Origin of the sequence: Arthrobacter sp. NPDC058097, assembly GCF_042884885.1 — a bacterium.
Taxonomy (GTDB): domain Bacteria; phylum Actinomycetota; class Actinomycetes; order Actinomycetales; family Micrococcaceae; genus Arthrobacter.
This window is the reverse complement of sequence record NZ_JBHVSZ010000005.1, coordinates 62,630-84,031: the sequence shown is the minus strand read 5'-3', so window position 1 is coordinate 84,031 and position 21,402 is coordinate 62,630. Positions and strand designations below refer to the sequence as shown.

The following is a 21,402-nucleotide window of genomic DNA, read 5'->3' as shown; positions in this document are numbered from 1 at the left end:
CCGTGGACGTCCCTGCCTTCATTGCCCTGGTCCTGATCGTTTCGGGCGTGTGGTCCCTGGTCGTGTGGCCGCAGTTCCTGCGACGCGTCATGAAGGACCCGCGGGCACGGGACGCGGCCGGCAAGGCCACGAAGTTCCTCACCGTCCATGTGGTCCTGGTGACGGTATCCATGGTGCTGGGCGCCGCCACCGCCGCAATCGGAATCGCGGGGCTCGTCAGCTAACGCGTCGGGCGGCTCCGTTGGTTGGGCTTGCCGGAACCCGGGTTCCGGCAAGCTCAACCAGCGGAGACAAACCCATCCGCGGACCGTCGCGAGTCAGATAAGCTGGGTATTCAAGGTGCGCCGGGAAGTCTGGTCGGCAAGACGTCAGCCGATCCCTCGCGAGGAGCTCAAATGCCCAAGCCGTCCCGCCCGTCCCGGAAATTCCCCTCCCGGAAATTCCCGGTCTTCAGCCGCTCCAGCTATCCCGAATACCTCCGCATCGCCGCGATCCTCCGGACGGAGACAGTCGGCGGCGCGCTCCTCCTGGCCGCCACGGCTGCCGCTCTGATCTGGGCCAATTCCCCCGCCGCTGACGCCTACTTTGGGCTGCGGGACCTCAAGCTGGGTTACGAGCCCTGGCACCTGCAGCTGAGCCTGGGGCACTGGGCTTCCGACGGGCTGCTCGCACTGTTCTTCTTCATTGCCGGCCTGGAGCTCAAGCGCGAGTTTGTCTCGGGCGACCTGCGCCGGCCGTCCCGGGCGGCGGTCCCGGTAACGGCCGCGGTGGGCGGCGTTGCCCTGCCCGCCATCATCTACTCCGCCATCGTCTGGAACCAGGGGGCCGAGGCCCTGCGGGGCTGGGCCATCCCCACTGCCACCGACATTGCGTTCGCGCTGGCGGTCCTCGCCGTCATCAACACCCACTTGCCGTCGGCGCTGCGGACGTTCCTGCTCACCCTTGCCGTGGTGGATGACCTGATCGCCATCGGCATTATTGCGTTCTTCTACTCCTCCGGGCTCCAGCCGGCCCTGCTGCTCGCGGCCGTTGCCCCGCTGGCCCTGTTCGCCTGGCTGGTGCAGAAGCGGGTCACCCGCTGGTACCTGCTCCTGCCGCTCGCTGCTGCCACGTGGGGCCTGGTGCATGCGTCAGGCATCCACGCCACGGTGGCGGGCGTCCTGCTCGGTTTCACCGTCCCGGTGGCCGCCTCGCGGCGGGACCGGCACCCGGGCAGCAATCCCGACGGCGGCACCGGCGACGGCGGCACCGGCATGGCCGAACGCCTGGAGCACCGGCTCCGTCCGCTGTCTGCGGGTTTTGCGGTTCCCGTATTCGCCTTCTTCTCTGCGGGCGTGGCGCTCGGGGGTGCCCCGGGACTGACGATCGCCCTGGCCGACCCCGTGGCGGTGGGGATCGTGACAGCACTGGTCGCGGGCAAGGCCGTTGGCGTCTTCGGGGCAACGTTCCTGGTCACGAAAACCACGCGCGCGCAGCTCGACGACGGGCTGAAGTGGGTGGACGTCGCCGGGCTGGCCCTTTTGGCCGGCGTGGGCTTCACTGTCTCGCTGCTGATCGCAGAGCTGAGTTTCGGGTCGGGCTCGGCCCACGACGACCATGCAAAGGTGGCGATCCTCACCGGTTCGCTGACCGCGGCGGTGCTGGCCGCCGTCGTGCTTAAGGCCCGCAACAGGCACTACCGGCGCCTGGAGGCGGAGGAGACAAGGGACGACGACGGCGACGGCGTCCCGGATGTCTTCGAACGGTCCGAACAGGACGGCTAAGAGTGCCAGGACGGCTGAGCCCGGGCCGCTAAGCAGGTGCGGTCAGGCCGCCTGGTTCAGGGCGTCCTCGGCCGCGACCCAGGAGATCATGGCGCACTTGACCCTCGCGGCGTAGCGGGCCACGCCTTCGAAGGCGGCGGCGTCACCCAGGATTTCGGGGTCGGCCGGGACTTTGCCGCGGGACCGCAGGACCTCGCGGAAGTTGCCGATCACCGAGCGGAGTTCGTCCACGGTCATGCCCTCGGCGAGTTCACTCAGCACGGAGGCGGACGCCATCGAGATCGAGCAGCCTGCCCCGTCCCATGCCAGCTGCGTGACCGTGCCGTGGTCCACGGCCACGCGGAGGGTGACCTCGTCGCCGCACACGGGGTTGAGCTGGTGCGACTGGCCGGTTGACGCGCCGTCGGGGGCGGCCGTTGCTGCCAGTCCGCTGCCGTGCCGGGCCTTGGAGTGGTCAAGGATGATCTGCTGGTAAAGCTGGTCGAGGCTCATGCTCAGGTACCTGTCATCGGGTTGCGGGGCCAGCCTGGGCTAGGCCCGGAAGTAGGCGCGGACTCCGGACACGGCGTCCAGGAATTCGTCCACGTCGTCGGTGGTGTTGTACAAGTAGGCGCTGGCCCGGGTGGTGGCCGTCAGGCCCAGGCGCCGGTGCAGCGGCTGCGCGCAATGGTGGCCCACGCGGACCGCGATGCCGCGGGCGTCAAGGAACTGCCCGACGTCGTGCGCGTGGACACCGGCAACGTCGAACGCCGCCAGGCCGATGCGGTCCTGGCCGGCGGCCGGACCCAGCACGCGGACGCCGTCGATGGCTTCCAGGCCGGCCACCATGCGCTGGCCGAGCTCGGATTCCCAGTGGTGCACCCGGTCGATGCCAGTTTCCGTCAGGTAGTTGACGGCGGCGGCAAGGGCCACGGCCTGCGAAATCTTCTGGGTCCCGGCCTCGAACCGCTGCGGCGCGGGGAGGTACTCCGCGCGCTCCATGGTCACGGTGGTGATCATGGATCCGCCGGTCAGGACGGGCGGGAGCACGTCCAGGAGCTCCTGCTTGCCGTACAGCACACCGACGCCGGTGGGCCCCAGCATCTTGTGGCCGGAAAAGACGGCGAAGTCAACATCCAGCTGCTTGACGTCCAGTGCAAGGTGCGGCGCCGACTGGCAGGCATCCAGCACCACGAGGGCGCCTGCCCGCCGGGCGAGGGCGGCGAGTTCGCTAACCGGGTTGATGGTGCCCAGCACGTTCGAGGCGTGGGTGAACGCCAGCAGCCGGGTTCGCTCCCCTACGATGTCCGCTGCCTCATCCATCCGCAGCACCCCGGCGTCGTCCAGCGGGATGTGCCGCAGCGTGGCGCCTGTCCGGTAGGCCAGTTCCTGCCAGGGAATCAGGTTGGCGTGATGCTCCATTTCGGTAACCACGATCTCGTCGCCCGGTCCCAAGGCGAGGTCCCGCAGCTTCGAGTCGCCGCGCCCTTGGGCTACCCACAGGGCGGCGTTCGACAGCGCATAGCTGATGACGTTCAGGCCCTCGGTGGCGTTGGAAGTCCAGACGATTTCCTCATAGTCCGCGCCGACAAAGTCGGCGACGGTCTGCCGGGCGTCCTCGAACACCTGGGTGGCCTCCACGGCAAGGTGGTGGGCACCGCGGTGCACGGCAGCGTTGCGCTGCTCGTAGAATTCCTGTTCCGCCTCGATCACGCTCAGCGGGTTCTGCGACGTGGCGCCGGAATCCAGATAGATGAGCGGGCGTCCGTTGACCGTCTGGTTCAGCACGGGAAAGTCGTTGCGGATCCGCAGGACCTCGGCATTGTCCATCGCGGAAAGGGCACGCGTAAGCGTGGTTGGCGTTGATACTACGGCCAATGGGACTCCTTGGGTGCCTTGAGGTACCCCTCAATTGTCCCACAGCACCTTCGGCGCAGCAGAGGCAAGGCGAAGCAGAGGCCAGGGGCCGGGCCTTTCCTGGCCGGGCACATGCGAAGGGCGGCCCCCGTCGCTGCGGGCCGCCCTTATCACGCCGTTGGATATCCGCCTGTTGCGGACTACTTGTAAGGACCGGCGACGGCTGGGGGGAGAGCCTCGGTCTCAGAAGGCTCTGACGTCGCCGGCCCCGCCTTGCCCGGACCCGGAGGGCCGGAAAAACTGGTGCGAGACCTGGAGAATCTGGTGGCAGCTTCGGGGGGAGATCAGCCCTGCTTCCGCTGCCACTAATAGTTAATCGCGTACTGGCGCCGGGGGCACCAGTATCCGGTACTCGTTTTTCCGAGTACTTAACTACTGGTTCCCGCAGGTGGCATGGTCCGGCCCGTAACCGCGCGGACTTTGCCCCGTGGGGCCAGAAAAAATCAACTCGCGGAACGGCTACTTCTTCGGCAGGGCGAGCGCGAGTTCGTCGCGCCGGCGGACGCCGAGCTTGACGTAGCTGCGGTACAGGTGCCCCTCGACGGTCCGCACGGACACCATCAGGTGCTGGGCGATCTCGCGGTCGGAGAGGCCCTGCACGGCCAGCTCCACGATGTCCCGCTCCCGGCGGGTCAGGTGGACACTCGGGACGGAGGCGACGAACGGGCTTTCCCGGAACCGTTCGCCCAGCTCCTGGTCGCATTTCTCCCGGTGGGCGATTGCCTGGCGGGCCCGGCGCCGCTCGCCCGCGGCATCCAGCAGGGCGCCGGCCCTGGCGTACGCCTCGCGGGCGAGGTTCAGCAGGCCGGCTTCCTCCAGGGCGGCGGCGGTGTCCATAAGAACGTCGGCGTCCTCCGAGGCCCAGGCCTGGGCCAGCTGCCGCCAGCCGGCTGCCCACCGGCCCTCGACGGTGGCGGCGAGGGCGGCGAGTTCCCGGGCCAGCGACCGATCGCCCAGATCCGAGCAAAGGATGAGGCACTCCATCCTGGTTCCGGGATGGTCGGCAACGGACTCGGACCCCGCCAGCTCACGGAGCCTCTCCAGTCCGCTGCCCTTCCGGTCGAGGTATTCGGCCGCGGCGGCCGCATAGGCTTCCGCGATGGTGTCGCAGCCGGGTCCGCTGGCGTGCCGCGCCGAGATGAAGTCCTGTTCGAGCCGCTTTGCCTGGGCGGTGTCACCCAGCCGTGCCGCGGCGTAAAAGGCCAGCGACGAGCCGAACCTGAACTCCTGCAGCGGGTCATTGACGCGGAGCGCCTCGACCGCGGGCAGGAGGACCTGGTAGGCGCGCTCCAGCTGGCCCTGCCGCAGCAGTCCCAGGCCGAGCAGCGCCTGGATCCCGCCGCCGAAGGTCGAAGCGCCCTCGGTGCGCTCCGCAGGATAACCGGAAAGCTCGTGCTCGGCGGACTCCCAGTTGCCGGCAGCGAGGGTGCTGATGGCCAGCCGGGTCAGGACAAACTCGTTGAAGAAGTACAGGCCGCCGCTCAGCGCCGGCAGGAAGGGGCCGGCGGCCGCCGCTGCGGCATGGGCCTGGTGTGACCGTCCGGCAGCCACCAGCGTCTGGGCAAACAGGGCCTGGGCCACGGCGTGTTGCGTTGCTTCGACGCCAGTCAAGGACTCCGGATCCGCGGCGCCCTGGGCCGCGATAACGGCGCTGATGCCTTCGTGGTCGCCGGCCGCAGCCATCTCCAGCAGGCCGTGGATCCTGTCCTGCCAGGCACCGTCCGGGGCGATCCCGGCCTCCTCCAGCTGCTGGCGCGATTCAGCCCTGAGCGACGACACGGACTTTCCCAGGGCCATGTGGGATGACGCCCTGAGCATAAGGACCTGCGGTGCTTCCGGGTCCCCAGCCAGGTCAAGCCAGCAGCTGTCCAGGAGTTCGGCGGCCGCGCGGTACTTGCCCTCGTTGAAGTGGGCCCGCGCGGTGATGGAGAGCGCCTGAGCCTGCAGCTCCGGGGCCCGCACGTGACCGGCCATAAGCCGGGCGCCGGCGTTGTTGAACGTGGTCGCAGCCAGCAGCCCTGCGTCCAGCAGGTCCCGGTCCGGCACATCGAGGCCGCATTCCAGCGACCACTCGACCAGCCGCAGCCTGCCCTCCGCACTGGCGGCTGCGGGATCCAGGTGGGCATCAAGCTTCTGCCGCAGCTGCAGGCTCCGCGAGACGGACACCTGGCGCCGCGTCGATTCGCCCAGGATCGGGTGCGTGAGACGCAGCTCGGTGTGCGTCGCGGCTGATTCGGTCACCGCCTGGTTGTCCAGCAGGGAACGCACAACGGCGGCACCGCAGACGTCCTCGATCAGGCCCCTGGGCACCGGCTCGGCCAGGGCGATCACCTTGAGCGCATCCTGCTCCTCCGGCGTTCTCCGGAGCAGATCCTTGACCACGAGGTCCGAAAGCCTGGGTCCGTCAGCAGGCAACGGTCCGAGCAGCACCCAGATCCCGTTCCGCTGGACGAGGATTCCAGCGGCTGTTGCGTCGCTCAGCAGACAGTCGAGGAGCAGCGGGTTGCCGCCCGAGCAAGACCACAGCGACTGGACGGTACTGACCGGAACCGTGCCCTGCAAGGTGTGTTCCACGACTTCCCTGACCTGCTCGCCGCTGAGCGGCCGGAGGTCGATGCGTTCCGCCAGACCGTCATACCAGAGCTGGTTCAGCGCCTGGGGCAGGCCCGGCCGCGGGCGCCCGGCAGCCAGCACGGTCGCCCAGCCGGCCGACGTCATGTCCACCACCATGCTGGCCGTGGCGTCATCGAGGTGGTGGGCGTCATCCACCACCAGGAGCACCGGGGCGTCGGCGCCGCCCTTGAGGTCGCTGCTTCCCTTCAGCTCCTGGAAGTGGGCCCAGACGGCCCGCAGCACCGCGACCGGCGAGTCTGCTTCCTCGGGGGCGAGCCCGGAGGTGTAGGGCGCCAGCACGCCGTACGGGACCTTGGACAGCGAGGAGCTGCCGTGGATGCGGAGCACTGTCATCTCCCCTGCCAGCTTCTCGCGGACGGCGTCCGTCACCGTTGTCTTTCCGACGCCGGGACCCGCCATGAGGTAGACAGCCTGGCTGGCGCGGCTCCGGATGATGGTGCAGACATGCTCGATCGCTTCACGGCGGCCGGTCAGCTGGCGGACTTCGGATTCCGCTTTGGCGCCGCGGCCATTGGACGAGACGCCGTGGGACGAAGAGTTGGGCGCAGCGCTGTTTGCTGAGGAGCTGTTAGACAAGGCCAGGCAGATCACCCCTGGATGTCACGCCGAGTTTGGTGAAGACCTGGTAGAGGTGGCCTTCCACCGTTCGGACCGATACGCCCATCTCCAGGGCAATGTCGCGGTTGGACACGCCCCTGCCGGCCAACCGGGAGATCTGGCGTTCACGCGCGGTAAGGAGCGGGCTTCCGCTGCTGGGGACGATCGGCAGGCTGGGCACCGTGGCGGTGAGGCTGTCCAGCCGGGCCTGGGCAACGCGGGCGGAGGCGGAATCGCCGGAGTGGCGGGCGAAGTCGACGGCGAGTGCAACGCACCGGGCCTCCACGGCGTCGAGCTCCAGTTCGGCACACAGGTGCGCACCCTCCAACAGAACCTTGGCGTCCTTGGTGCGGGTGCCCACGGCGATGAGGCGTGAGATCTCGGCGAGGGTCCCCTGGCGGTGGGCTGCCACTTCCTCCATCAGGCGGAAGTCCTCATCCGTCCCGTTGACGGTGGCTCCGAGCAGGCTGATGCCCGCCAGCGTGTAGCGGCCGGCATCGATGTCGCGGTGTGCTGCCCCGAGCAGGCGCTTCACGGCGTCGGTGTCCCCCAGCCATCGGCCCGCCATGTCCGAGCAGAACTCGGTGACGAACAGGGTGCCGAAGTTGCAGTGGCCGCGCACCCCGCGGAGCTTGTCGAGGTACTTGTGCGCCTGCCCGGCGTTGCCAATCTGGGCGTAGGCGAAGGCGGTGGCCGCGTAGGCGGCCTGCAGCATGTTGAGCACAGGCCGGAGCTCCAGCTGGGCGACAGCGGAGAGCAGCGAGTCCAGGGCCACCGCACCGCGGCCCGAGAAAACGTAGGCGATGCCGGCCGCCAGTTCCGTGGCGGACGTCCGATAGGCCAGCCGGCGTTCCTCCTGCCCTTTCGGCGGGCCGACCAGTTCCAGGCACCGCTTCCATTGGCCGGCCTGCAGCAGCACGTTGAACGCCGTCATCGCGAACCGTTCCCGCAGGCCGGTCACCGGCCCGGCATCAGAGAGCTGTCCGCCGACGCGGCGCATCAGCTGGAGGGCGTCCATTTCCCGGCCGACCGCCGACAGGGTGGGCATCAGGAGCAGTGCAGCCTGGATCCTGAAGGCCGGGTCCTTGTTGACCGCAGGGTCGACGGCCTCCTCCAGCTCCGCGACCATGGAGGCGTAGTCGCCGATGAAGTACTTGTATTCGAATTCAGCCAGGGTGATGGCGTCCGCCGCCGTGCCCAGCGGCTCGGGCCAACTGGATGCCACTCCCGCAGCAACGCCCAGCCGCTTCCGCGCGGCTGCCAGCTCGTCCGGCACGTTGGCGCACATTTCCGGCAGCCAGACCATGACCCGGCTCTTGGCCGCCACGATGCGGGCGAAGGCCTCCTCATCGAGCGCGTCCAGCTGTCCCTGGGTAATGTCATCAAGTGCGGCCATCGCCTGCACCGGAAGGTCAAGCAGGAGGTAGGCGGCGGCCTTGTGCAGCTGCGCGTCAACCCAGACGTCGTCGGTCTTCTTCAGGCCTTCAACGCAGGCGATCGCGAACCGCGGGTCAAACAGCTGCACCGCCGCCTCCGCGGCGGCCACGGCCATGGCAGGGCTGAGCTCGGCCTGGCATTCCCTGGTCCAGGCGGCGAACTCGATCCGCTCCTCCAAGGTCAGGGCAGACAGCTCGGGTTCGTGGCCGCCCAGCAACAGGGCGCGGAGTTCGCGGCGGCGGGAGATGCTCAGCCAGGAGCGCACCACGTCGCCAAGGTACTGTTCCCGCAGCGAAACCCAGCGGTCCCCAGTGTCGGCGACCGTGAGCAGCCCGGCGTCCTCCATGTCGGCCACGGTAGAGGTGCCGTAAATTTCGGACAGCCTGGCCAGCGGGACCCGCCGCGCGCAGGCAAGCATCTCGATGACCTCGCGGGTTTCCGGCTCTTCCCGGGACCAGCGGGACCGGACGATGTCATCCAGGCCGGTGGCGCCGTCGAGCACCACCCTGTCCCGCAGCGTCCAGACGGAATCGGACAGGACAAGGTTTCCGGACTGCTGCTGCTCTGTGACAAGCGCCTTGAGCAGGAGCGGGTTGCCGCCAACGATGGCGTGGTAGGTGCTCACGAGCGAGGCCGAGACGCGGTGGCCCAGCAGCGTCAGCAGCACCTGCCGGGTCTGCAGTTCGTTAAGGTTGTCCAGCCGGACTTCCGTCAGCCGACGGTCGGTGAGCAGCCAGTGGAAGTCCGCCGGAAGGTCGCTGGTGCTGGGCGCGATGGCGATGACACGGGCGGTGTGCGTCAGCATGATGTTCAGGATGACGCCGGCGCTCATATCGTCGATCTGGCCGGTGGTGTCCAGGGTGATGACGCACTCACGGCCGGCGGCGTCGGACCGGATCAGGGAGGTGATCCCCTGGAGGATGGCGGTGGGGGAAGCCAGAGCCGGCTGCGGGAGCCTGGCCAGCAGGAACGCGAGGCAGCCGTACGAGGTTTGTGAGCCGGTCAGGGGGCTGCGCAGCTGGAGCGCCCAGACGTCGGGACCCAGCTCCGCCACGGCGGTGCGGGCCAGCGACGATTTGCCCACACCGCGGGCACCGGTTATAACGACGCCCAGGGACTCGGGATCTGTCAGCGCAGTGCGGATGGCGTCAAGGTCTGCGCTGCGCGCGGGAACCGACCATCGTTGGAGGTCCGTCCCGCCTGCAACGCCCGCCGGTGCCGCCAGCACGCCCGCCGTAGACCCACGTGCCCAGCTCAGTGGCTCAATTGACATGAACTTTTCCTTACATCCCGCCCGGCAGGATAAAGGCTCCATCGCCTCCCCCGCTTAGAAAGTAGACTACCCCGTTACTTTGCAGGGATATAGGGCACTGCGTTCACATTTCGCAGACCTTGATGCGACCTTGAGGGTTGGTGCGGCGGGGAGGAAACCGTGGCCGAAGGCGCTACACCTTGGCGGTGTGGAACTGCTGCTGCGCGGCCGTCAGGCCTTCCCTGATCAGGAGCTCGACGGCGTCGGCGGCATCATCAAGGAGGAACGGCAGCTCCTTCTTTTCCGCGGTGCCGAAATCGCGCAGCACATAGTCGGCGGTGTCCATCCGGCCCGGCGGCCGGCCTACACCCACCCGGACGCGGAGGTAGTCCTTGGTGGCGAGGGACTTGGAGATGTCCCGAAGGCCGTTGTGCCCGCCCTCGCCGCCGCCGATCTTCAGCTTCACTGTGTTAAAGGGGATGTCGATCTCGTCATGGACGGCCACCACCCGGGACGGCTCGACGTCGTAAAACCTGGCGAGCGCTGACACCGGACCGCCGGAGACATTCATGTAGGTGCCGGGCTTCGCCAGCACCACGCGGGGACCGCCGATCCCCAGGCGGCCCTCGACGACGAGGGCCCTGGCCTTGTGGGCCTTGAACTTCCCGCCGATCCGCTCAGCCAGGCCGTCCAGCACCATCTGGCCGACGTTGTGCCGGTTGCCGCTGTACTCGGGTCCGGGGTTTCCAAGGCCTACGATCAGCCAGGTGTCAGTCATGAATCAATCCTAAGGGCGGGGTTTGCACGCAGGCGGGCAGGGACGGCAGTGGCCGGGCCCGAAAAGGACCCGGCCACCGGTCCGCGCCGGATACAGCGCGGGAAGGGTTGTGCCCGAATTACTCGGCAGCAGCTTCTTCGGCCGGAGCCTCTGCTGCGGGAGCTTCCTCGGCTGCGCCCTCTTCTTCTTCAGCCGGTGCTGCGGCCTCGGAGATGTTGACGACCAGGGCCTCGGCGTCGGTCAGCAGGACGGCACCCTTGGGGAGCGCGAGGTCGGAGGCGTGGATGTGCTCGCCGGCGGCGCGGCCCTCGATGTTGACCTCGACGGCCTCGGGCAGGTGGGTTGCCTCGGCCTCGAGGGAGACGACGGTCAGTTCCAGGTTGTGCACGGTGCCCGGGGCGGTTTCACCCACGGTGTGTACGGGAACGTCAACGGTGACCTTCTCGCCCTGGCGGACGGTCAGGAGGTCGATGTGCTCGATGATCTGCTTGATCGGGTCGCGCTGGACGTCCTTGACGAGGGCCAGGTGGCCTTCACCGTTGAGGTCCAGGGACAGCAGGGCGTTGGCCGTGCGGACAGCCAGGGTGGTGGCCTTGGCCGGCAGGGTGATGTGGATGGGCTCTGCACCGTGGCCGTAGATCACGGCGGGGATCTGGCCGGCGGCGCGGGCGCGGCGGGCGAAGCCCTTACCGAATTCGGTGCGTGCTTCTGCTGCGAGCTTCTGCTCAGACATGTGAATCTCCTGGTGGATTGTTGGTTCAGCAAGGGCGGAGGTCTGGAGTGACCTTCAACGCCGGGCGGCCCGAAGGCGGCCCCACCAGAAGGGTGGTTCAGACCCAGTCGATAACGGAGACCAGCAGTCCGGAATTCCGCGCATGCGGTGTTCCGGAGGTGCTCTCCCTCGCCAAGGTATCGGGAAATAGCTTACCAGTGCCCGGCCCGTTTGCTGAAAACGAACCGGGCGGGCGGTTGAGCTTGCCGAATCCCGGCAAGCTCAACCCAGTGAACTGTTTAGGCGTTGCCGTCGAAAAGGCTGGTGACCGAACCGTCGTCGAACACTTCCCGGATGGCCCGGGCGATGAGCGGCGCGATGGACAGCACGGTGAGCTCGGGGAACTGCTTATCCGCGGGGATGGGCAGCGTGTTGGTGACCACCACTTCGCGGGCGCCGGACTCGGAGAGCCGCCGGGCTGCGGGCTCGGAGAACACGGCGTGCGTGGCCGCGATGATGACGTCCTTGGCGCCGGCATTCTTGAGCACCTGCACGGCGCCGGAGATGGTTCCGCCGGTGTCGATCATGTCATCGATCAGCACGCAGGTGCGGCCCTCGATCTGGCCCACCACGGTCTTGGAGACCGCCTGGTTGGGTACGGTAAGGTCGCGGCTCTTGTGGACGAAGGCCAGCGGCGCGCCGCCGAGGCGCTCGGCCCACTGCTCGGCCACACGCACGCGGCCGGTGTCCGGCGAGACCACGGTGATGTTGTCGGCGCTGACGCGGGTACGGATGTAGTCGGCGAGCAGCGGGATGGCCATGAGGTGGTCCACCGGGCCGTCGAAGAAGCCCTGGATCTGCGAGGTGTGCAGGTCCACGCTCATGATGCGGTCGGCGCCGGCCGTCTTGTACATGTCGGCCACGAGGCGGGCGGAGATGGGCTCGCGGCCGCGGCCCTTCTTGTCCTGGCGGGAGTACGGGTAGAACGGCGAGACCACGGTGATCCGCTTGGCGGAGGCACGCTTCAGCGAATCGATCATGATCAGCTGTTCCATGAGCCAGTTGTTCAGCGGTGCGGGGTGCGCCTGGATGACGAAGGCGTCGGTTCCGCGAACGCTCTCCCCGGCGCGGACGTAGATCTCGCCGTTGGCGAAGTCGTAGGCGTCCACAGGCAGCAGTTCCGTGCCCAGCTCCTTGGCGATCTCCCGGGCAAGCTCCGGGTGTGCACGCCCTGCGGCGAGCACCAGTTTCTTCTCGCCGTGAGCCGTAATTTCGGTCATGGTTGCTAGCCCTCTTCTGTAGATGCGGGGGAATTTGAGGAATCAGTGCGGCCTTCGCGGGCCGCGGCGGCTGCTGCCAGTTCCGCGGACAGCGAGCCGGGACGGTTGGCGGCAACCCAGCCCTCGGCGTTGCGCTGTGCTGCCATGGACAGCGCGAGGGCACCGGCGGGCACGTCCTTCCGGATCACGGCACCGGCGCCGCTGTAGGCACCGTCCCCCACCGTGACCGGAGCGACGAATACTGTGTTGGAGCCGGTGCGCACGCCCGAGCCGATCACCGTGCGGTGCTTCTTCTCGCCGTCGTAATTTGCGGTGATGTTGCCGCAGCCGATGTTGGTGTCTTCGCCGATTTCGGCGTCCCCGGCGTAGCCCAGGTGGGACAGCTTGGAGCCGCGGCCGATCCTGACGTTCTTGGTTTCGTAGAAGGCGCCGATCTTGCCCGTGTCCCCCAGGACGGTTCCCGGGCGCAGGTAGGTGAAGGGGCCCACGCTGGCCCCCGCGCCGATTTCCGCACCTGAACCGTGGGTCCGGGTCACCTTGGCGCCCTCGCCGATGCTGACATCGGTCAGCGTGGAGTCGGGGCCGACGACGGCGTCCCTCGCCACCGTGGTGGCGCCGTGCAGCTGGGTGTTGGGCAGGATCCGGACGTCCTCGGCCAGGGTCACCGTGGAGTCGATCCAGGTGGTGGAAGGGTCGACGACGGTAACGCCGGCCCGCATCCAGGCTTCCACGATCCGGCGGTTGTGCTCGGCACCGAGGGCGGCGAGCTGCACGCGGTCGTTGGCACCCTCGACCTGCCAGCGGTCTGCGGTGACGACGGCGGCCACCCGGCCCCCTGCCTCGCGGGCGAGTCCGAGGACGTCGGTCAGGTACTTTTCGCCCTGCGAGTTGTCGGTAGTGACGTGGACGAGGGCGTCCCGGAGGACAGCGGCGTCAAAGGCGTAGATACCGGAGTTGATCTCGCGGATCGCGCGCTCGGCGTCGGTGGCGTCCTTGTGCTCGCGGATGCCGGTGACGGTGCCGTCCTCGCCGCGGAGGATGCGGCCGTAGCCGGTGGCGTCGTCCAGGATGGCGGTGAGCACGGTGACCGCGTTGCCCTCGCGCTCGTGGGTGGACACCAGCTCGGAGAGCATTTCGCCCGTGAGCAGCGGGACATCGCCGTAGGTGACCACGACGGTTCCCGCGACGGGCTCCTTGGCGTCCAGGGCCGCGAGGGCAACCTCGACGGCGCGTCCGGTGCCGGGAACCTCGTCCTGGTCCACGATCAGGGCGTCCGGGTCCAGTTCGGTGAGGTGGGCGGCGACGCGGTCCCGCTCGTGCCGGACCACCAGGGCCAGGCGCTGGGGGCTGATGCTGCGGGCGGCCAGGAGGGCGTGGCCAACCATGGAACGGCCGCCGATTTCGTGGAGGATCTTGGGGGTACGGGATTTCATCCGGGTACCGGCACCTGCAGCTAGGACGATAACGGCGGCTGGGCCGGATTTCTCGGGGCTCACGTACGGGCTCTCCTTGCTCGGTTGCGCTGTACTGCATCCGCGGCTGCCTGCGCGGCGGTGTCCGAACCTGTGCCCGGAACCGGCAACAGGGTTCATCCTACTGGACACCTCTGATGCAGCTGTTCCGCCCATAGGATTCGAACCTATACTCCACGGCTCCAAAGGCCGGGGTGCTGCCATTACACCAGAGCGGACCATGCCCGGCGCTAAGCCTGGGCACGAGAACCAATTCTGCCACGAACGTTGACGCTCGTGCGACCTCGGCGCTTCGGGTGCGCCGGCACCGGCCGGGGCAGCGCGCCGGGACCCGCCGCCACCCTGCCCGCCGCTTGACGTAAGGCATGATGGGACGGTGAGCAACAGCACAGGGACAACTGACGGTCCGGGGAAACTGCCAGCAAGGCCCGAAGCAGCGGCGGGGCGCATCCCCCGGTCCCGGATGACCGGACCGCAGCGCCGGTCCCAGCTCGTTGAGGTAGGCCGGGCGCTGTTCGCGATCCGGGGCCTGGACGGCACCACCATCGAGGAAATCGCGGCCGCCGCCGGAGTTTCCAAGCCGGTGATCTACGAGCACTTCGGCTCGAAGGAGGGCCTGTACACGCAGGTCGTCGAGTACGAGTTCCGCATCCTGCTCGCCGCCATCAACGACGCCCTGGCCGATGAAGCCAAGCCGCGCGTCCTCGTGGAACGCGCCGCCCTGGCCCTGCTCACCTACATCGAGGAACGCACCGACGGGTTCCGCATCCTCATGCGGGACGCTCCCCCGTCCCAGCCCGAAGGCGCCTTCTCCACCCTGCTCTCGCACGTGACCGCCCGCGTTGAACACATCCTGTCCGACGAATTCGCCCGCCGCGGCTTCAGTGCAGCCGATGGCGCCATGTACGCGCAGATGCTCGTGGGCATGGTGGCGATGACGGGACAGTGGTGGCAGGACGCCCGTCAGCCCGACAAGCGAGCCGTCGCAGCCCACCTCGTTAACCTCGCCTGGAACGGCCTGACCGGCCTTAAAAAGGACCCGGAACTCCGCAGCGAGCCTTAGAAGGGGATGGAGTTTTTGTCCAGATAATGGCCGCTAAAGGCCTCCGAAGTCGCGATATCTGGACAAAAACTCTCACCCAGTTACTCGCCGAGGACTTCGGACGCCTCCAGCCATTCGAGCTCGAGGGCGTCCTTTTCGTCGGTCAGGTCCTTGAGCTGCCGGTTGAGGTCGCCGAGGCGTTCGAAGTCGCCGTCGTTGGTGCTGGCGGCCATCTGGACGTGGATCTTCTCTTCCTGCTGGGCGAGCTTGTTGAGCTGGCGCTCCACGCGGTTGAGGGACTTGCGGGCCTCGCGCTTCTCGGCTTCGGAGGGCCCGGCGGGGCCTGCGTCTCCGGTGCCGGACGGGCCGGTCACGGGGTTTCCGCCGCCGGTGACGGTGGAGCCTGCCAGGGCGCTCTCGCGGAGTTCGAGGTACTGGTCGACGCCGCCGGGAAGGCCGCGGATCTTCCCGTCCCCCAGCAGTGCCATCTGGTGGTCGGTGACGCGTTCGAGCAGGTAGCGGTCGTGGCTGACCACCACGAGGGTGCCCGGCCACCCGTCCAGGACATCCTCGACGGCGGCAAGCGTGTCAGTGTCGAGGTCATTCGTGGGTTCGTCCAGCATCAGCACGTTGGGCTCGCCCACCAGCAGCCGCAGCAGCTGCAGGCGCCGGCGCTCACCGCCGGAGAGGTCCCGTACCGGCGTCCACTGCTTCTGGTTGGTGAAGCCGAGCTGCTCCACGAGCTGGCCGGCCGTGAACTCCCTGCCGCCCACGCTGAAGGACCGCTTTTCGCGCTCGATGACCTCGATGACGCGCAGGTCGGCGACGTCGTCGAGCTCCTTGACCTCCTGGGTGAGCACGGCGGTGACCACCGTCTTGCCCTTCTTAACCTTTCCGGCCGACGGCTGGATTTCGCCGTTCAGGAGCTTGAGCAGGGTGGTCTTGCCGGCACCGTTGACGCCGACGAGGCCAAGCCGCTCCCCCGGTGCCAACCGCAGCGTGATGTTGTTGAACAGCTTCCGGCCGGCGTCCTGCTCCGGATCGCCGCCCTCGAAATCCAGGGACACGTTCTCCAGGTCCAGCACGTCCTTGCCCAGGCGCGCGGTGGCCATCCTGCTCAGGGCCGTGGAGTCACGCGGCTCCGGAACGTCGGCGATCAGTGCGTTGGCCGCCTCGATCCGGAACTTCGGCTTGGAGGTACGGGCCGGGGCGCCGCGGCGCAGCCAGGCGAGTTCCTTCTTCACCAGCTGCTGGCGCTTGCTTTCGACGACGGCCGCCGTGCGGTCGCGCTCGGCGCGGGCCAGCACGTAGGCGGCGTAACCGCCGTCGAACGGGTCAACGATCCCGTCGTGGACTTCCCACGTCTTGTTGCAGACTTCGTCCAGGAACCAGCGGTCGTGCGTGACCACGAGGAAGGCGCCCTGGTTGGGCCGCCACCGGGTCTTCAGGTGCCGCGACAGCCAGGCCACGCCCTCGACGTCAAGGTGGTTGGTGGGCTCGTCGAGCATGATGACGTCGTGGTCCTCGATGAGGAGCTTGGCCAGCGCGACGCGCCGCTTCTGGCCGCCGGACAGGGCGTGAACGTTGGCGTGCCAGTCGACGTCGGACACCAGGCCGCCCATGATCTCGCGGATCTGCGGGTTGGCAGCCCACTCGTGGTCTGCCTTGTCGCCGACGATCGCGGTTCCCACCGTCAGGTCGGCGTCGAGCACGTCGCTTTGGTCCAGGTAGCCGATGTTGACGTCCCCGCGCTTGGTGACCCGGCCGGAATCCGGTGTGGACCGCAGCGCCAGCAGCCGCATCAGCGTGGACTTGCCGTCGCCGTTCCTGCCCACCATCCCGATCCGGTCGCCCTCTTCGAGCCCAAGGGTGATGCCGTCCAGAACGGTGCGGGTTGCGTACGAGACCTTGAGGTTCTCGCCGCCAAGCAGGTGTGCCACGGGGAACTGCTTTCTGCTGTGAAGGTGGAAGGTATTAAAGGAGCGTATCGGAGATGATGCGGGCGCCGGGCACCGGGCCGTGGACGGCCAGGGCGGTGAGGCCCTTGTGTTCCAGCTCCCCGGCGAGGTTCTCCGCCGCTTCGGGATTGTGGGCAAGGAGGGCCACGGTGGGTCCGGAACCGGAAACGATTCCGGCTATGGCTCCGCAGGATTCGCCGAGGCCCAGGGTATCCCGCAACCCGGGGGCGAGTTCGATGGACGCCCGCTGCAGGTCATTGACCAGCACCCTGCTCAAGGCATCGGCATCGCCGCTGCGCAGGGCCTGAAGGATCTTCGGGTCCACCGCCGTGGGTTCCTCGACGTCCAGGCCTTCGGCGTCGCGGAGCCGGTCCAAGGTGCGGAAGACCTCCGGGGTGGACAGCCCGAACTCGGCCGTGACCAGCACCCAGTCCATTTGGGCCTTCGCCAGTGCAGGCGACAGGTCGTCCCCCACGCCCAGCCCCACGGCCGTGCCGCCCAGCAGGGCGAAGGGAACGTCCGCCCCGAGCTCGGCGGCGAGCTGGGCGAGCTCATCCCGGGACAGCCCGCTGTTCCACAGCGCGTCGCACGCCAGGAGTGTGGCAGCCGCATCCGCGGACCCCCCGCCCATGCCGCCCGCCACGGGCACCCGCTTGGTGATCTCAAGGTGCACGCCGGTGGAGTGTTCAGACACGTCGGCCATAATGGCGGCCGCCTTGTACGCGAGGTTCCGCTCGTCGAGCGGGATGTCCACGCCGTCGAGGTCCAGCGTGCTGTCCGGGCTGATGCTGACGGTGATGCCATCTGATGATGTGCTGGTGGCCGCGACTTCCTCGTACAGCGACACCGCCAAATAGACGCTGGCCACGGAGTGGTAGCCGTCCGGCCGCAGCGGCCCCACATCCAGCGAGACGTTCACTTTACCCGGAGCCTTGACCCGTACGGTTCTTGCCGCAAAACGCCCCTTCAGGCCATGGACCGCCATTAGGCGTCCGCGGCGTTGCGGGCTTCGGCGATCCTGGCGAACGCGGCGATGTCGATCACTTCACCGCGCGCAGTGGGGTCGACCCCGGCCGCCACCAGGCAGCGTTCCGCTTCGGCGGCGCTGCCGGCCCAGCCGGCCAGGGCTGCACGGAGCGTCTTGCGGCGCTGTGCGAAGGCGGCGTCCACCACTGCGAAGACCTGTTCACGGCTGGCGGTGGTGGCCGGCGGCTTGCGCCGTGTGAAGGCCACAAGGCCGGATTGGATCTTGGGTGCCGGCCAGAACACGTTCATGCCGATGACGCCGGCCTTGCGCATGCTGCTGTACCAGGCGGCCTTGACCGAGGGCACGCCGTAAATCTTGGATCCGGGTTCGGCAGCGAGCCGGTCGGCCACTTCGTCCTGGACCATGACGAGGCCGTGCCGGATGGACGGGAAGTGCTGCAGCAGGTGGAGCACCACCGGCACCGCGACGTTATAGGGCAGGTTGGCGACGAGCGCGGCGGGCTCGGCCGGCAGCTCGGTCACCTTCATGGCGTCGGCGAGGACCAGGTGGAAGTCGCCGGCCGAGTCGGGCCGCCATTGCCGGATGGTCTCCGGCAGCTTCGCGGCCAGGACGGGGTCAATTTCGACGGCGACCACCGCCTTGGCGGCGTCAAGGAGCCCCAGCGTCAGCGACCCCAGCCCGGGGCCGATTTCGAGGACCGTCTCGTCCGGGCCGATGCCGGCGGCGGCCACGATCCTGCGGATGGTGTTGCCGTCGATGACGAAGTTCTGGCCAAGTGTCTTGGTGGGGCGGACGCCGATCTCCCCGGCCAGCCTGCGGATATCGGAGGCACCGAACAGTGGAGCGGGCGCGGTGCCGGAGGCGGAGGGGGTCGGGTCAGTCACCTAGGTATCCTATCCCGGCCGTTCCAGATGGAACGGGGCCGGTGTTCGCGGGTACGGCGAAGGCCGGGCCCGGAGGTTTCCGGACCCGGCCTTCGCGGCCGCCGCGGCTGTGGTCAGCTGCCGAGGCAGAAGGGTTTACTGCGCCGGTGGTTGCCGGCGCGGGCAAGCTAGCTGCCGGCTGCCCAGCCGCAGCCCCAGGGCTGCAGGCCGCGCTCGGCGTAGACACGGTTGGCGATGTCAATCTGCTGTGCCTTGGACGCCTGGGCGGCGTTCGGGGCGTAGGCGCCGCCGCCGGCGCCGATCCAGGTCTGGACGTCGAACTGGAGCCCGCCATAGTAGCCGTTGCCGCTGTTGATGGACCAGTTGCCGCCCGATTCGCACTGGGCGATCTTGTCCCACATGGCCACGTTCATCATGGCCGGGGCTGCCGCGCCAGTGTTCCCGCCGTCGGCCTCTGCGGCCGCTGCCGGCTTGGGCGCTTCCTTGGTGCCGACCGTGATCTTCTCGGTTACCGGCTCGCGGGTGGTGGTCTTGGAGACGAGAGTCCGGGAGGCCTCACGGCCGTCGACCAGGACCAGCTTGTAGGTCAGGGTCGTCTCACCGGCAACGCCTTCCTGGGTGACCTTTTCTTCGCCCTTGGGAAGGGTGGCGCTGTCGGTGGTCAGCGTCTGGAACGCGACCTCTTCGGTGACGGTGGCGGTCTTGCCGGTAACGCGGGACACCTTGATCACCATGTTGTTGACCACCGGGGCGTGTGCCGGCTGCGACGTCCGGTCTGAAGCGGCGAGCCGGATCCCGGCGTCCTTGAGGACCTCGCCGACGTTCGCTGCTGTGGTGGTGGTCTTTTTGGCCTTGCCGTCGGCGATGATGCTGACGGTCTTCGGCGTCGAGATGGCCACGAACGAACCGTCCACCGCCAGCTGGGCGCTCTTCGGCACGGAGAGCTCCGACGAACTGGCGACACCGAGCTGGGTCACGAGCCCGCCCACGTCCTGCGCCGTGGTGCTCACGGTCTTCTCCGCACCGTCCAGGCTGACCTTCACGGCCTTCGCCATGTTCACGTTGATGACGGATCCGTTCTCAACACTGGCGTCCAGCGCCGGAGAGACGCGGTCGGCCGGGTGCAGCTCAACGTTCGCGCTCTTCACCACCTGTTCGACGGTGCCGCCGAAGGTCTGCACGGAGCTTACTTTCCCGTCGACATTCAGGGTGACTGTCTTGTTGCTGCCCACAAAGGCAACAAGCCCCAGCACGAGGGCCGAGAGCACCACCAGCTGCGTGCCGACCTTGATGAAACTGAACTTGCCGTCTGACGTGAAGAAGTTGACCACGATTGCCCGTAACTTTTGAGCCATCCGGGCACGGGGAAAAACGCACAGGAGTACCCGCGGCGGTCACCTAAAGGTGGCCCCGGACAGGCCGGAGCAGGCCGCAGGGATGTGCGTCGCCACACTCACATGGCAGGGCATCCGAAGGCGCCCTGCCTGTCACGAAAGTGAGTTACATCATCCGGAGGCCTTCCCCGACCCCGGCTAATAGTTTTTCACTGTAACCGAAGCGTTATAAACCGTCCAAAATATTTGCCTACCAGGTATGTATTTCCGCTCGCGTGGCCTGCCGGCACCTAGTCCCAGGATCCGTATGCCCGCACGGTATTTGCGCTCACTTGGGCACACAGCTCGGACAGGTCCGTTTCTGTCAATTCCGCCATCGACCGCACGGTGTACGGCACCATGTAGCTGGCGTTGGGGCGGCCGCGGTGCGGATGCGGGGTGAGGAACGGCGAGTCAGTTTCAACCAGCACCAGCTCCGGATCGGCCACGGCGAGCGCCTCCCTGAGGTTGGTGGCGTTCTTGAAGGTGAGAGTGCCCGCGAAGGACATGAACCACCCTTCGCTGTTGCAGATCCGGGCGAGCTCCGCGTCCCCGGAAAAGCAGTGGAAAACCACCCGTTCCGGAGTGCCCTCCTCGCGCAGGACCTGGACCACGTCGTCGTGCGCGTCCCGGTCGTGGATCTGCAGAGTCCTGTCCAGCCGCTTCGCGATGTCGATGTGCCGGCGGAAGGAGTAACGCTGATGGGCCAGCCCCTCGCCTTCGGTGCGGAAAAAGTCCAGGCCGGTTTCGCCGATGGCGCGCACGCGGGGGTGGGCGGCGAGCTCCTCGATCTCCGCCAGGGCGCCCTCAAGCTCACCGCGGGCGGCATAGTCCGGCGCGTCGTTCGGGTGAAGGGCCACCGCCCCCAAAAGGCGCGGATCCAGGTCGACGGCGCGCACGGTAAACCTCGAGGATTCGAGGTCGCAGCCCACCTGCACGGCACCGCAGACACCCACGGCTTCGGCGGCGTCGAGGGCGGCCGCAACGTCCACCCGGACATCGTCCGTCGGGAAGTCCAGGTGCGTGTGGTTGTCCATCACGGGTACGGGCAACGGTTCGGGCGCCGGCGGGAAGCCGCGCTTGCCGGAGCCGTCGCTGCCGGGAGCACCGTAGGGCCGGGGAGTCAGGGAATGCCGCATTCATCCAGCCTATCCGCCCCCGGCTGTGCTTAAACACGGAAGCGCGAACGTACAGTTGTGGCCCCAAATCCGGGTGGAAATGGGGCCCCAACTGTACGTTCGCGCTGTTCCTTCCGCGGCGTCCCGCAACTCCTCAGCCAGGCTTAGCATTACCCGGAGATTTACGGGGAACTCTCTGTTAGCCACGGCAGTTGTGT

The 21,402-nt window shown here is 67.9% G+C and carries 16 protein-coding genes and 1 tRNA gene; 3 read left to right on the top strand and 14 right to left on the bottom strand.

Features of this window, described 5'->3' with window-relative positions; all coding sequences use genetic code 11:
• The first annotated feature begins 2 nt into the window (after window positions 1-2).
• Together ACFVTE_RS10375 and nhaA are read left to right on the top strand one after the other, a co-directional pair.
• Window positions 3-224 carry an SCO4848 family membrane protein gene (locus ACFVTE_RS10375; protein WP_387099943.1) on the top strand — a complete coding sequence of 74 codons (222 nt, stop codon included), beginning with the start codon at window positions 3-5 and terminating at the stop codon, window positions 222-224.
• Window positions 225-395: 171 nt separating this feature from the next.
• On the top strand, window positions 396-1,763 hold the full coding sequence (nhaA, locus tag ACFVTE_RS10370; protein ID WP_387099940.1) for a Na+/H+ antiporter NhaA: 1,368 nt from the start codon (window positions 396-398) through the stop codon (window positions 1,761-1,763).
• Between the two features lie 42 nt (window positions 1,764-1,805).
• Here the strand turns inward: nhaA and sufU are convergent, their stop codons facing one another.
• The 9 genes from sufU to ACFVTE_RS10325 form a co-directional block, all read right to left on the bottom strand.
• Complete coding sequence (sufU, locus tag ACFVTE_RS10365) at window positions 1,806-2,255, bottom strand: Fe-S cluster assembly sulfur transfer protein SufU (protein ID WP_387099937.1); 450 nt, start codon at window positions 2,253-2,255, stop codon at window positions 1,806-1,808.
• A gap of 39 nt (window positions 2,256-2,294) precedes the next feature.
• Complete coding sequence (locus ACFVTE_RS10360; protein ID WP_387099934.1) at window positions 2,295-3,620, bottom strand: SufS family cysteine desulfurase; 1,326 nt, start codon at window positions 3,618-3,620, stop codon at window positions 2,295-2,297.
• Window positions 3,621-4,118: 498 nt separating this feature from the next.
• A complete protein-coding gene (locus ACFVTE_RS10355; protein ID WP_387099931.1) occupies window positions 4,119-6,869 on the bottom strand; it encodes a LuxR C-terminal-related transcriptional regulator in 2,751 nt (916 codons plus the stop codon).
• Window positions 6,862-9,600, bottom strand: coding sequence for a LuxR C-terminal-related transcriptional regulator (locus ACFVTE_RS10350; RefSeq protein ID WP_387099928.1), 2,739 nt, complete (start codon window positions 9,598-9,600; stop codon window positions 6,862-6,864). Before ACFVTE_RS10350 ends, ACFVTE_RS10355 begins: the two co-directional genes overlap by 8 nt.
• A gap of 172 nt (window positions 9,601-9,772) precedes the next feature.
• On the bottom strand, window positions 9,773-10,357 hold the full coding sequence (gene pth, locus ACFVTE_RS10345; RefSeq protein ID WP_387099925.1) for an aminoacyl-tRNA hydrolase: 585 nt from the start codon (window positions 10,355-10,357) through the stop codon (window positions 9,773-9,775).
• 118 nt (window positions 10,358-10,475) lie between these two features.
• A complete protein-coding gene (locus ACFVTE_RS10340) occupies window positions 10,476-11,090 on the bottom strand; it encodes a 50S ribosomal protein L25/general stress protein Ctc (RefSeq protein WP_387099923.1) in 615 nt (204 codons plus the stop codon).
• A 278-nt stretch (window positions 11,091-11,368) separates the two neighbouring features.
• Entirely contained in the window at window positions 11,369-12,349 is a 981-nt protein-coding gene (locus ACFVTE_RS10335) for a ribose-phosphate diphosphokinase (RefSeq protein WP_387099920.1), read from the bottom strand.
• 5 nt (window positions 12,350-12,354) lie between these two features.
• Window positions 12,355-13,845: a bifunctional UDP-N-acetylglucosamine diphosphorylase/glucosamine-1-phosphate N-acetyltransferase GlmU gene (glmU, locus tag ACFVTE_RS10330; RefSeq protein ID WP_387099917.1), complete on the bottom strand. Its 1,491-nt coding sequence runs from the start codon at window positions 13,843-13,845 to the stop codon at window positions 12,355-12,357.
• A gap of 122 nt (window positions 13,846-13,967) precedes the next feature.
• Window positions 13,968-14,039, bottom strand: a tRNA-Gln gene (locus ACFVTE_RS10325).
• A gap of 245 nt (window positions 14,040-14,284) precedes the next feature.
• Between ACFVTE_RS10325 and ACFVTE_RS10320 the strand changes: the two genes are divergently transcribed.
• On the top strand, window positions 14,285-14,884 hold the full coding sequence (locus ACFVTE_RS10320) for a TetR/AcrR family transcriptional regulator (protein ID WP_387100504.1): 600 nt from the start codon (window positions 14,285-14,287) through the stop codon (window positions 14,882-14,884).
• Window positions 14,885-14,964: 80 nt separating this feature from the next.
• Here the strand turns inward: ACFVTE_RS10320 and ACFVTE_RS10315 are convergent, their stop codons facing one another.
• From ACFVTE_RS10315 to ACFVTE_RS10295, 5 genes are all read right to left on the bottom strand, one after another.
• Window positions 14,965-16,803: an ABC-F family ATP-binding cassette domain-containing protein gene (locus tag ACFVTE_RS10315; protein WP_387099914.1), complete on the bottom strand. Its 1,839-nt coding sequence runs from the start codon at window positions 16,801-16,803 to the stop codon at window positions 14,965-14,967.
• Between the two features lie 34 nt (window positions 16,804-16,837).
• Entirely contained in the window at window positions 16,838-17,806 is a 969-nt protein-coding gene (locus ACFVTE_RS10310; protein WP_387099911.1) for a 4-(cytidine 5'-diphospho)-2-C-methyl-D-erythritol kinase, read from the bottom strand.
• Window positions 17,806-18,693: a 16S rRNA (adenine(1518)-N(6)/adenine(1519)-N(6))-dimethyltransferase RsmA gene (gene rsmA / locus ACFVTE_RS10305; protein WP_387099908.1), complete on the bottom strand. Its 888-nt coding sequence runs from the start codon at window positions 18,691-18,693 to the stop codon at window positions 17,806-17,808. Before rsmA ends, ACFVTE_RS10310 begins: the two co-directional genes overlap by 1 nt.
• 167 nt (window positions 18,694-18,860) lie before the next feature.
• A complete protein-coding gene (locus ACFVTE_RS10300) occupies window positions 18,861-20,048 on the bottom strand; it encodes a ubiquitin-like domain-containing protein (RefSeq protein ID WP_387099905.1) in 1,188 nt (395 codons plus the stop codon).
• A gap of 269 nt (window positions 20,049-20,317) precedes the next feature.
• The gene (locus ACFVTE_RS10295) at window positions 20,318-21,205 is read right to left on the bottom strand and encodes a TatD family hydrolase (RefSeq protein ID WP_387099902.1); all 888 of its coding nucleotides are present in this window, start codon (window positions 21,203-21,205) and stop codon (window positions 20,318-20,320) included.
• Window positions 21,206-21,402: the final 197 nt, after the last annotated feature.

Coding starts and splice junctions, on each gene's coding strand:
- ACFVTE_RS10350 (WP_387099928.1), bottom strand. CDS start 9,600: ATGTCAATTGAGCCACTGAGCTGGGCACGTGGGTCTACGGCGGGCGTG.
- pth (WP_387099925.1), bottom strand. CDS start 10,357: ATGACTGACACCTGGCTGATCGTAGGCCTTGGAAACCCCGGACCCGAG.
- ACFVTE_RS10300 (WP_387099905.1), bottom strand. CDS start 20,048: ATGGCTCAAAAGTTACGGGCAATCGTGGTCAACTTCTTCACGTCAGAC.
- ACFVTE_RS10320 (WP_387100504.1), top strand. CDS start 14,285: ATGACCGGACCGCAGCGCCGGTCCCAGCTCGTTGAGGTAGGCCGGGCG.
- sufU (WP_387099937.1), bottom strand. CDS start 2,255: ATGAGCCTCGACCAGCTTTACCAGCAGATCATCCTTGACCACTCCAAG.
- ACFVTE_RS10335 (WP_387099920.1), bottom strand. CDS start 12,349: ATGACCGAAATTACGGCTCACGGCGAGAAGAAACTGGTGCTCGCCGCA.
- ACFVTE_RS10310 (WP_387099911.1), bottom strand. CDS start 17,806: ATGGCGGTCCATGGCCTGAAGGGGCGTTTTGCGGCAAGAACCGTACGG.
- ACFVTE_RS10295 (WP_387099902.1), bottom strand. CDS start 21,205: ATGCGGCATTCCCTGACTCCCCGGCCCTACGGTGCTCCCGGCAGCGAC.
- nhaA (WP_387099940.1), top strand. CDS start 396: ATGCCCAAGCCGTCCCGCCCGTCCCGGAAATTCCCCTCCCGGAAATTC.
- ACFVTE_RS10340 (WP_387099923.1), bottom strand. CDS start 11,090: ATGTCTGAGCAGAAGCTCGCAGCAGAAGCACGCACCGAATTCGGTAAG.